At 59.1% G+C, this 10,723-nt stretch carries 11 protein-coding genes; 6 read left to right on the top strand and 5 right to left on the bottom strand.

The window, feature by feature from the left end; genetic code table 11:
• Window positions 1-444: 444 nt before the first annotated feature.
• From FJD38_RS24280 to FJD38_RS24270, 3 genes are all read right to left on the bottom strand, one after another.
• A complete protein-coding gene (locus FJD38_RS24280) occupies window positions 445-1,383 on the bottom strand; it encodes a cyclase family protein (RefSeq protein ID WP_122784401.1) in 939 nt (312 codons plus the stop codon).
• A gap of 192 nt (window positions 1,384-1,575) precedes the next feature.
• On the bottom strand, window positions 1,576-2,394 hold the full coding sequence (locus FJD38_RS24275; protein ID WP_146388024.1) for an alpha/beta fold hydrolase: 819 nt from the start codon (window positions 2,392-2,394) through the stop codon (window positions 1,576-1,578).
• A 120-nt stretch (window positions 2,395-2,514) separates the two neighbouring features.
• The gene (locus tag FJD38_RS24270; protein WP_122784399.1) at window positions 2,515-3,411 is read right to left on the bottom strand and encodes a LysR substrate-binding domain-containing protein; all 897 of its coding nucleotides are present in this window, start codon (window positions 3,409-3,411) and stop codon (window positions 2,515-2,517) included.
• 106 nt (window positions 3,412-3,517) lie between these two features.
• Here FJD38_RS24270 and FJD38_RS24265 point away from each other — a divergent pair, with 106 nt between their 5' ends.
• From FJD38_RS24265 to FJD38_RS24250, 4 genes are read left to right on the top strand one after another with little or no spacing between them, the layout of a single operon-like run.
• Complete coding sequence (locus FJD38_RS24265; protein WP_146388022.1) at window positions 3,518-4,183, top strand: RraA family protein; 666 nt, start codon at window positions 3,518-3,520, stop codon at window positions 4,181-4,183.
• Complete coding sequence (locus FJD38_RS24260; protein ID WP_146388020.1) at window positions 4,183-4,848, top strand: RraA family protein; 666 nt, start codon at window positions 4,183-4,185, stop codon at window positions 4,846-4,848. The genes FJD38_RS24265 and FJD38_RS24260 overlap by 1 nt, the downstream gene beginning before the upstream one ends.
• Window positions 4,845-5,480, top strand: coding sequence for an RraA family protein (locus FJD38_RS24255; protein ID WP_122784396.1), 636 nt, complete (start codon window positions 4,845-4,847; stop codon window positions 5,478-5,480). The genes FJD38_RS24260 and FJD38_RS24255 overlap by 4 nt, the downstream gene beginning before the upstream one ends.
• A complete protein-coding gene (locus tag FJD38_RS24250; protein ID WP_146388018.1) occupies window positions 5,477-6,691 on the top strand; it encodes a pyridoxal phosphate-dependent aminotransferase in 1,215 nt (404 codons plus the stop codon). Before FJD38_RS24255 ends, FJD38_RS24250 begins: the two co-directional genes overlap by 4 nt.
• A 72-nt stretch (window positions 6,692-6,763) precedes the next feature.
• Here the strand turns inward: FJD38_RS24250 and FJD38_RS24245 are convergent, their stop codons facing one another.
• Complete coding sequence (locus FJD38_RS24245) at window positions 6,764-7,090, bottom strand: hypothetical protein (RefSeq protein ID WP_146388016.1); 327 nt, start codon at window positions 7,088-7,090, stop codon at window positions 6,764-6,766.
• 180 nt (window positions 7,091-7,270) lie between these two features.
• Complete coding sequence (locus FJD38_RS24240) at window positions 7,271-8,362, bottom strand: NADH:flavin oxidoreductase/NADH oxidase (RefSeq protein ID WP_146388015.1); 1,092 nt, start codon at window positions 8,360-8,362, stop codon at window positions 7,271-7,273.
• 85 nt (window positions 8,363-8,447) lie between these two features.
• Here FJD38_RS24240 and FJD38_RS24235 point away from each other — a divergent pair, with 85 nt between their 5' ends.
• The gene (locus FJD38_RS24235; protein WP_122784432.1) at window positions 8,448-8,747 is read left to right on the top strand and encodes an ArsR/SmtB family transcription factor; all 300 of its coding nucleotides are present in this window, start codon (window positions 8,448-8,450) and stop codon (window positions 8,745-8,747) included.
• A gap of 424 nt (window positions 8,748-9,171) precedes the next feature.
• A complete protein-coding gene (locus tag FJD38_RS24230; protein WP_146388013.1) occupies window positions 9,172-10,452 on the top strand; it encodes an MFS transporter in 1,281 nt (426 codons plus the stop codon).
• Window positions 10,453-10,723: the final 271 nt, after the last annotated feature.

Here is a 10,723-nt window from a genome sequence, read left to right as displayed (position 1 = left end):
TTCGACTTGGTCGACGACCGACAATTTAAAGGTCAGCGTGTAGTCTCGCTGACTACGCCTTTTACTTGTCTCCATTACGCCCTCCTAAAATAGATCAGAAGGTGTAAACCTTATTCAGGACGGGACAAGATCATCAAAAAAAGACGCTTCGGCGTCTTTTTTCGTTGTGCCTGATTCCATCGAAAGCCAAGAGCATCTGGACGAATCCAGTCCAGAATCCAGTCCATTATCGAGATGGCTTCGAGAGCGGATTGTTGCCGGTACCCAACCAGACTTTTGCTGAATATCTAGCCCTGAACTCAACGTTCAGGGGGATAAACTACGGCTCTAGCCTGGACGCGATGGAGTTGCCCCGCGTTTTAACCGGTTTATCCTGGCAGGCAGAGTGGTTGACCCCATGCGCTGCGACGTTAAACGCAGTGCACGGGGGCAGCGGCAAGGAAATCAGTAAATGGCAACCGGGTTGATGTTGACCTGAGTGGAGCCAACGTATAGCGGTTGGCCGAGCACGAACAGGAACTCCCAGACCTTGTCGCGCACCAGTGCACGGCTGTCGATCAGTTCCAGGTTGTAGATGCCGCGCTTGGCGAGCATGTACTGGTTGACCGGAAACTCGTCATCACCCTGTGGGCTTGGATAGACCTCAGAGGCCCAGGTATCGCCGCCGAAAGCAACGATGCCTTGGTCAGCCAGCCACTGTGCGGCTTGCATGCCGATACCGGGCTCCACTTCGAGGAATTGCGTGTTGTCCTTGCCGATCAACTCCAGCCAGCCGGTGTTGAACAGCACCACATCGCCCTTGCGCAGGGTCAGGCCCTGCTTTTTCAAGACGGCCTGGATATCGGCCACGCTGAACTCGGTGCCACCGGGCACAACAGTCTTGTTGTAGTAGGCGGTCATGTCCAGCACCACGCCGCGAGTCACCATGGGCGGCACCTTCTCGACACCCAGTTTGGTGACGCCATCGATCGTCACGAAATCGGCGGCCTTGTTGCCGTTGTAGTACACATTGTCGATGCCGATATGGCCGATACCGTTCAGTTGGGTGCCCACACCGGTCCACGCATTAACCAGTTCATCGTTGAAGGTGAACTTGTTCGGCCCCAGCGACTTGCCGGCCTGTTGTCCGACCTGCACGTTGTACAAGTGGAAGCTGCGATGGCGGTATGCCGGAAGGTTTTTGTCCACGGGCACTGCCAGGGGATACGTCTTGCCCGTCTTGACCAGCCCGACCGCTTGCTTGACCACCTCCGGCGTCAACAGATTTGCTGCACCGATTTGATCGTTGGCACCGTATTCGGAGGGGTACCAGTCGGCTGCGTTAGCGGCCTGTATGGCCAGCGGCAATAAGGTCGCCAAGGCCATTTTTGAAAAGAGTTTCATGGTGTGATCCAGTGTTTTAGACAATGAATCGAAGTGTGCGGTGTTTACATCTGTGGATTAAGCCCTGTCTTAGCCAAATTTATTTGCTTTGAAATCAACAATGAAGGCTGGGCGAGCCCCAGCTTGCGGGCTGCTCGTAATGTGCAGGCTCCCCATCGCTCTATGACGGGAAACGTGTGCGTGCGGGGTGGCTCAGGCTTCGCTGCTCAAGCGTTGCAGGTAGGCAATACCTTCCCACATCGCGCAGGGGTTGGAATACATGGGGAAATGCCCGCAGTGGCTGATCTGCGCCAGATGTACGCCTTGACTCTGGATAGAGGCCAGATACGGCAGCGAGCTGTTCTGCTCGCCGTACATGAACATGCGCGGGCAGGGCAGCGCGAGAAACCTGCTCATTAACCCGCCGTGATCCGACAGCCTCACCATTGATTCGAAAATCCCCCGCACTGCGCCGGCACGCACCTTGTGCCGCAGGCTGGCGGCATACAGCGCGCTGGCGTAAGCCGGCGCGTGTCGGGTGCGTTCGATAAAGTCATCAAAAAAACGCTCAGCGTCATCCTCGGCGTAATCGTGAATCTGCCGGCTCAGAAAGCAGTCGTATGGATCTATATTGCCCTCGATATTGACGAAACTGAGCACTCGGTCTGGATGCTGATGGGCCAGCAGCAGCGCTGTCAGGCCGCCCATGGAATGACCGACCAGATGGAAGCGCTGGATGCCGAAGTGCTCCAGCATCGCCAGGGCCGTCTTTACCAGTAAAGGAATGTCGATACGTGTCAGGTCTGAGCAGTCGGTTTCGCCACAACCCGGGGCGTCGTAGGCGAGGAACCCATGCCCGTTGAATGCGGCATACCGGACAACGTCGGCATAGTCTTCCTTGGTCGAGCCGAAGCCGTGCAGGAACACGACAGGCGCTTTTTCGCCACTGCGATACAGAGCCGCAACGTTGAGGCTGATACCGTCGACCTTCAGCGGCACGAGGGCTCGGGAGAACGCTTGTTGAGTGGACACCGGTCTGGCTCCTGAGGCGGGAAATTGTCGGGGGGGCGGACTCTGAAACACGCTGACCGTTCTGTAAATTCCTGATCCAGTAATCCATCCATAGGCTGAACCTATGGAAGAGAACGCCTGCTATTTCGCGTCAGCCGGCAACAACGCCAGCAGCGCGTCTACCAACGGATTGGCGCGAGCGCCATTCCACACGACCGCGGCGGTCACCACACTGAGCCGGGGCGTCAACGGCTTCAGTATCACGTTGTCCGGGGCCAGCTTTTTCATCGAGGCAGGCACCAGCGCTACCCCTTGGCCGCAACTGACGAAGGCGATCTGTGAGGTGACCGAGCGGACTTCGTGCAACACCCTTGGGGACAGGCCATGGGCATTGCACACACCGATCAGGTAGTCGAAGTAATTTGGGCTGACCTGACGTGAAGACATCACCATCGGCTCGTCCACCAGATTGGCCAGGGTCAGCCGTGTGCGAGCGGCAAGCGGGTGGTCGCGGGGAATGGCAACCGCCAGGCGGTCCTCGGTCAGCGGCAGGCTGCGTATATTTTTGCCGAGGTTGCCTTCAAGGCGGGCGAAGGCCAGGTCGATATCGCCGGTCTCCAGCGCCGTGATGGCTTCAGCACTGTCGATTTCACGCACGGTCACCGTGATCTGCGGGTGCTCAGCCTTGAATCGGTCTATCAGCGGTGGCAGTACATCAATCATGGCTTGAGTGATGGCGCCAATGGTCAGCACCCCGGCCTGACCGGAAACGGCTTCGTGTACCGCCAGTTCGAGCTGCCCCAGTTGCTCGGCGAATTTGCGCACCGCAGGCAGGATGGCAGCGCCTGCCGGAGTCAATCGTGCGCCCTGACGCGAGCGCTCGAACAATTTGGTTTTCAACGCATGCTCAAGGATCTGAATCTGTTCGGTCAGCGGCGGCTGGGACATCCCCAGGCGTTTGGCTGCGCGACTGAAATTCTGCTCCTCAGCGACGGCAAGGAAGAGCCAGAGGTGCCGGATCAGGCGGAAATTGATCATGTTTTTTCCATAGGTTGGGCGTATGAAAGCCTTAGTTTAATAGGAATATACCTATGGAATGGGTCTGTCGATACTCGGGCCTCCACACCCACCAGGTCAGCCATTCATGAACACCTCCCACCTCCTGGAGCGCTTGTCCGCTCTGGACACCAATACGGTGTCCGACGCTTTGGACTTCCTCGGCATGCGCGGCGCAACCTTCGGTCTGCTGCCGCTGTGGAACTGCCCGAAGATCACTGGCCGTGCCAGCACCGTGCAATTGGGCGCCAAACAGGACGCAGCACCGACTGCGCATCTTATTTCCCCGGTAGTGGCGCGTATCGATACCGATGACCGAGTGCTGGTCATTGCCGGTGGCGCGGAAGGAGTCTCTTGTTGGGGCGATATTCTGGCCAATGCGGCGCACATGAAGGGTATTCGCGGTTCAGTGCTTGACGGGTGCAGCCGCGACATTAAGGGCAGCGAGGCCATTGGCTATCCGCTGTACGGCCGTGGGGTGACCATGATCAGCGCGCGCAATCGTCTGGTGCAGGTGGATGCCGGTTGCGCCGTGAGCATGGCCGGAGTGACGGTAAAGGAAGGTGACTATGTGATGGCTGACGAGTGCGGCACTGTGTTCGTGGCCGCCGAGGTCATCGACAAGGTGCTTGAGCTGGCTGAGCGCATTGACCGACGTCAGGCGGCGATGGTCGATGCCATCAGGGCCGGATGCTCGGTCGAACGTGTGATGCACGACAGCCAATTCGAAGCCATCAATGCTGAGTACGCCTGATGAATATTGAAGACAAAACACTCGTCGCGCTTTTCGAGGGGCTGGACACCCCGGCCGTTTCCGATGCGCTGGACACACTGGGCTTGCCGGGGCAATGCCTCAATATCATGCCGCTGGCCAATTACACCCAAGTCATCATCGGTCCGGCATTCACTGTGCAATACGTCAGCGCCAGCAGCCCGCCCGGCACCGTGGGCGATTTTCTCGATGAGGTGGCGCCCGGCGATGTTGTGCTGATCGCCAATGACGGGCGCACGGACTGCACCGTGTGGGGCGACATCATGACCCAGTTCGCCTTGGCGCAGGGTATTGCGGGCAGCGTGATTGATGGTGTTTGCCGTGACGTGAGCAAGGCGCTTGGCGAAGGCTACCCGCTGTTTACCCGGGGACGCTTCATGCGCACCGGCAAGGACCGGGTCGAAGTGGTGGTGGTTAACCAGCCGGTCAGTATCGGCGGCGCCCGTGCTTGCCCCCGCGACATCGTGGTCGCCGATGCCAATGGCGTGGTGGTGGTGCCGCGTGAGCGAGCCCGAGAGGTGGCGCAACGGGCCCGACGGATTGAGCAGGTGGAAGCGCAGATTCGCGAACACCTCACCAGCGGTAAAACGCTCAAAGAAGCCCGGGCGTTGCTCGGTTATCACGGCCTGCAAAAGAAATCGCAATGAGCCCTTATGACATTGAAACCGTCGCCCCGCGCGCCAAAGCGCTCGGCAGTTCGACGCTGTACGAAGCGTGCGGTCTGCCAACGGCGGTAGACCCGGCAATCCGCCCCGTCTGGCGGGGTGCCTTGATTGCAGCGCCGGCTTTCCCGTTGGCGTGTGCGCCGGGCGACAACCTGGCGTTGCATCTGGCGTTGGAGCAGGCCCCCAGAGGCAGCGTGCTGGTGGTCAGTACCGGCAATTACATCGCCGGGTATTGGGGCGAAGTGCTCACCGTCGCGGCTCAGGCTGCTGGCGTGGTGGGCCTGGTGATTGATGGCGGGGTGCGTGATATTCAGGCCATCGAGCAGCTCGGTTTCGCGGTATTTTCGCGCGGGGTGTCGGTCAAGGGCACCGTCAAGGCTACGGCCCTGTCGGTAGGCCAGCCCATGTTCTTCAACGGGGCGCAGGTGGCGGCCGGTGATCTGGTCGTCGCCGATGCCGACGGCATCGTGATCATTCCTCAGGTTGAGGTGCCGCGCACTTTGGCTGAGGGGCAGGCGCGTTTCGACAAAGAGGCACGGATGATGGCGGCCCTGCGCGAAGGCCGTACCACCGTCGAACTGTTGGGGCTCAAACGCCCAGAGGCGATTCAATGAGTGGCGGCGATCAGCGTCTCAATCACCGCCTGGCGGCGGCTCAGCCATCAGCCACTTACCGCGTCATGGACAGGGTCGCCCAGCGCCGCGATCAAGGTCACCGTGTTCTTTCCTTGTGTGCGGGCGAGCCTGATTTCGATACTCCGCAGCACATCCGCCAGGCGGCCATCGCGGCCATCGAGGCAGGTCACACGCGCTATACCCCAGTGGCCGGTTTGCGTGCCCTGCGCGAGGCCATTGCGGACAAGTACCGGGTCGAGAATGGTCTGTCTGTCAGTTGGCAAGACACACAAGTCAGCAGCGGTGGTAAGCAAGTGATCTTCAATGCACTGGCCGCCACCCTCAATGACGGCGATGAGGTCATTATTCCGGCCCCGTACTGGGTCAGCTACCCGGAGATGGTGCAACTGTGCGGCGGCCGCTCGCGCATGGTCACCTGCGGCGCCGACTGCGGTTTCAAGCTGACCGCAGCGTCCTTGCGCGCAGCCATTGGGCCGCACACCCGCTGGCTGATTCTCAACTCGCCGTCCAACCCCACCGGTGCCGTGTACAGCCGAGAAGAACTGCACGCACTGGCTGAGGTGCTGCTGGAGCATCCGAGCGTATTGATCCTCTCTGACGACATCTATGAGCACCTGATATTTGACGGCCGACCCTTTCACACCCTGGCCCAGGTGGAGCCGCGTCTGGCTGAGCGCACCCTGACCATGAACGGGGTCTCCAAGGCTTACGCCATGACGGGTTGGCGCATTGGCTTCGCCACCGGGCCGCGCTGGTTGCTGGACGCTATGGAAAAACTGCAAGGCCAGCAGACTTCCGGCGCCTGCTCGATTTCTCAACATGCGGCAGTGGCCGCACTGCGCGGGCCAAAGAACTTTCTCGATGAGAGCCGCGAGGTATTTCAGCGTCGCCGTGACCTGATGGTGGCCATGATAAATGACACGCCGGGGCTGTACTGTGCTGTGCCGCAAGGGGCGTTTTACGCGTTTGCGGATTGCGCTGCGCTGTTGGGCAAGTATTCACCGGGCGGGCGAGCCCTGCACAGCGACGAAGACGTTGCGCTGGCTCTGCTTGAGGAGGCGAATGTGGCCGTGGTGCCGGGCAGCGCTTTCGGGCTGGCGGGCTATATCCGCATTGCCTATGCCCTGAATGACGACGCGTTAAGCCATGCCTGCCTGGCGATCCAGCAGTTCTGTCGCGCAGTACGATAGGGGCATGATCACGGCCCAGTACGAAAGCTGGCGATTATCCTGCGCGTGGTCAAACCCCTTTATGGATGTTGTTCACACGCATTCTTTGGCGATTTGCACAAAACCACGCGCCAGGAGACTGCGCTGATAAATCACGATTTTTGTGCCGGAGCTGACTTTATACAGTTCGACGATATTGTCCGCCGCCACAGGGCTGCGCACCACAATTCTGGAGTGGCGATTACCCTCTGTTAAATCAGGCGTAAAGGCTCGCTCCTGTAGTTTTGGTGTCAGGCAGGCGGCATAGGCTTGAGGGGTTTTATCGGTGTTGAGTGTCAAAGTGGGCTGGTTTGGAGCGCTGGCGCACCCGGCCAGTAAGGAAAGCAACAGTAGGGGAGTGGTAACGACGGCAGTGCGCATGGGCAAAAACTCTTGGCCTGTTGGCGGGGGAAATGGACGGCATTAAAAGTTCGTCATTATCCGGGTCAGGCAAAGATTATAAATAGCGCCGTTACGATGGTGATTATCGACTCAATCGATGAAAGGACCTGTCATGCATGGGCAGAACTGCCGCTGACAGCGCGGCAGTCTGCGGCTCAGTTACCGATAGCGCTCAAGCCAGTGAGCGTAAGGCGCGGGCAATGTCCACGAGGCGTTGTCGACGCCCAACTCCTTGGCTGCGAAATAGGTCCAGTGCGGGTCAGCCAAATGCGCGCGCCCCACGGAGACCAGGTCAAGTTGTCCGTTTTGAACGGCCGCTTGAGCCAACTGCGGTGTACCAAAACCCCAGGCGGAGGTCACAGGCAGCTCGGCTTCCCGGCGAACGCGCTCTGCGACCGGGCCCATGAATGCCGGGCCCCAGGGAATGTTGGTGTCAGGAATAGTGAATCCGACGCTCACGCTCAGCAGGTCGAGACCACCGTCCTTGAAACGGCGCGCGAGTTCGATCGATTCGGTCAGTGTCTGTTCGTCGCGGCCATCGTACTCGATGACACCAAAGCGGGCGGTCAGGGGCAGATGTTCCGGCCACACCTCACGCACGGCAGCCAACGTCTCCAGCAGAAAGCGGCTGCGGTTTTCAAAGCTGCCGCCGTAGGCATCGGTGCGTTGGTTGGAATGCTCCGAAAAAAAGCTTTGGCCCAAATAGCCGTGGGCAAAGTGCAGTTCGATCCACTCGAAACCCGCTTCGCGAGCACGGCGGGCCGCATCGACGAAGTCCTGACGTACGCGGGCAATGTCCTCAAGGGTCATTTCCCGTGGCACCTTCGGCAGATTGGCGCCGTACGCAATGGCGGATGGCGCAATGGTTTGCCATCCGGCAGGGTTACCCTCAGGGATGTGATCATCACCTTCCCAGGGGCGGTTGGCGCTGGCCTTGCGACCTGCGTGTGCAATCTGGATACCCGGCACCGAACCGGCCGCCTTGATCGCTTTCACGGCGGGTACAAATGCTTGAGCATGTGCGTCGCTCCAGATGCCGGCGCACCCTGGTGTGATGCGCCCCTCAGGAGAAACCGCAGTGGCCTCAACGACCACCAGGCCCGCGCCGCCTCTTGCCATACTGGCCAAATGCACGAGGTGCCAGTCATTGACCATGCCGTCCACGGCCATGTACTGACACATCGGCGGAATGGCGATACGGTTCCTCAAGGTGACGTCCTTGAGAGTAAAGGGCTCAAATAGTGCAGACATGGGTCGGGTTCCTCGTAGGTTAATTCGCTTGTTCGATAGTATTCGAAATATGGCGACAATTGAAACCTTTGGTTATCATTCGGCCATGCGAGCTTTCAAACACCCCCTGCCTTCCGATTTTGTCCTTGAGCGGTTGCTGTACGCCTTGAGCGACCCTGTGCGCATGGACATTGTCCGCTATCTCGCTGGAGTCACCGAGGCCACGTGCGGCGAACTGGACGGTGGTCGCCCCAAGTCCAGCATGTCCCATCATTTCCGGGTCCTGCGCGATGCAGGGCTGGTGCAGACGCGAAATGTGGGCACAACGCACATGAATTCCCTGCGCGCGGATGAACTCAACAGGCGATTCCCGGGGTTGCTGGCATGCATACTTGCCCAATCCTGAATTTCACTGTCTGTCAGTCGGTTTAGCTCTGTCTTTTGCACGACTGCGAAGCTTTCTAGGGCCTTGAATCAAGCCGTTTCGGGTGTTGTGCGGTTCAGAGTGGTTATCGCGCTGAGGCATTTTAGTCGAGCCTGCGGAGCCTGCTGGTCACTGCAGTGATATTCGTCGAAAAAAGCCACTGGGGCTCTTCTTCTTGTCCCTGTCTGCGGCTACCATGCGCGCCCTGATTTTGTCTGCCCGGTCAATAACGAGGTGCGCGTCCAGCGCGTCTTGAACCTTGCCCGCACCTCGAACGCCTCGACTGTGGCCTCGAGCCACGCACAATCACACATGTACAAATCCCCCCGCCCGGCGTTGCCGAGAGGGGTCGCTGTGCTGTTGCCCGTTCGAGGGTTTAATTGTTTGTTGAGGTCTTGAGTTCATTATGTCTGTGCAACTGTTAGCGATGGCGCTGGCACCGTTACTTGGGCTGTTTATCATCAGTATCGGCAACGGCATGCTTTCGTCGTTAACGACACTTCGTCTCGATTCGTTGGGCGAGTCAGCCACGATGGTTGGCATTGTCTCGTCCGCGTACTTCATCGGGCTGACATTAGGCTCGATTTTCAATGACCGACTGATCGTGCGCATCGGGCATATCCGCGCCTACAGCTGCTTTGCGGCCCTGATTGCCACGACGATTCTGTTTCAGGGGCTGTCTTCTGACCCCTGGATTTGGTTTGCCCTACGCCTGATTAATGGCTGGGCCAGTGTGGGTGTATTTCTGGTGGTGGAAAGCTGGTTATTAATAGCCGCCGACCCCAAGATCCGTGGTCGCCTGCTGGCCCTGTACATGATCGCGCTCTATGGTGCGGGCTTGTTGGGGCAGGCCAATCTGGGGGTTATTGCGCAGACCGGCGACACCATTCCCTTCATGATTGCGGCCATTCTGGCCTCATTGTCGATGCTACCGATTGTGATGATCCCGCGGGTGACACCTGTGGTCGAGCGAGCGGAGCCTCTAATGCCTTGGCAGTTATTGCGTGCCACGCCGACCGGAGTGATTGGTTGTTTCGGTTCGGGTCTGGCCATTGCTGCGGTCTACGCCTTACTGCCGCTGTACCTTCAACGTATTGGCCTTGATGTTACCGAGGTCGGACACATGATGGCCTACGTGATACTCGGTGCAATGCTGCTGCAATACCCGGTTGGGCGCTGGTCGGATCATCAAGACAGGCAACTGGTCTTGATCGTGCTAGCTGCGGCCTGCGCAGTGCTGTCGTTGATTATCCTGTTCCTACCGCCTGGTTCACCGTTGTTGATCGTGGCTTTTTTCCTGCTGGGTGGTGGTATTTTTGCGATCTACCCGGTTGCGGTCAGTCACGCTGCAGACCACGCGTCATCCGGGGCCATCGTGCGCATGATCCAAGGCCTACTGCTGATCAACTCACTAGGGTGTGCCATCAGCCCTCTGGTGATTTCACCGTTGATGACCAAAGTGGGCGAAGGCGGATTGTTCTGGGCGTTGGCCGGGTTAAATGCGGGGCTCGTGGTGCTATTTATCTGGCGTCGTGGCCAGCGTTCAGAGCCGGTGACGGCAGCGCCCTTTACCGCAGCGGCGCAGATGTCGGCAGTGGGTGTTGAAATGCGTGTAACCGAAGACCTTGCCCAAGCTGTATTTGATCATGAGCACGACGGCGAAGAAGAGCAGAGGCAAGCCGGGTAGGGGAGGGGCGGCTCTAGTATTTTTTCATGAGCGCAGTGTGCTCTAAACCGCTTGTGATCTGCTTGTGATCTGCTTGTGATCTGCTTGTGATCTGGCTTTTGATCTTGATCTACCGCCCCTTTCGGGAGGCCGAGTGGAGGTTCTGCGGAGTGGGTCGACCGGCATGGATGCCGGGAGAGCTGCGATCGGGCCATGGATGGCCCGTCGCAGCGTGCCCACGGAGCGGGACCGGAGTGAGGGACACCTGAGCGAAGCGAGGGCCGTACGCAGG

The sequence above is a fragment of the Pseudomonas saxonica genome, from assembly GCF_007858365.1.
Taxonomy (GTDB): Bacteria; Pseudomonadota; Gammaproteobacteria; order Pseudomonadales; family Pseudomonadaceae; genus Aquipseudomonas; species Aquipseudomonas saxonica.
This window is presented reverse-complemented; position numbering and strand designations above follow the sequence as displayed.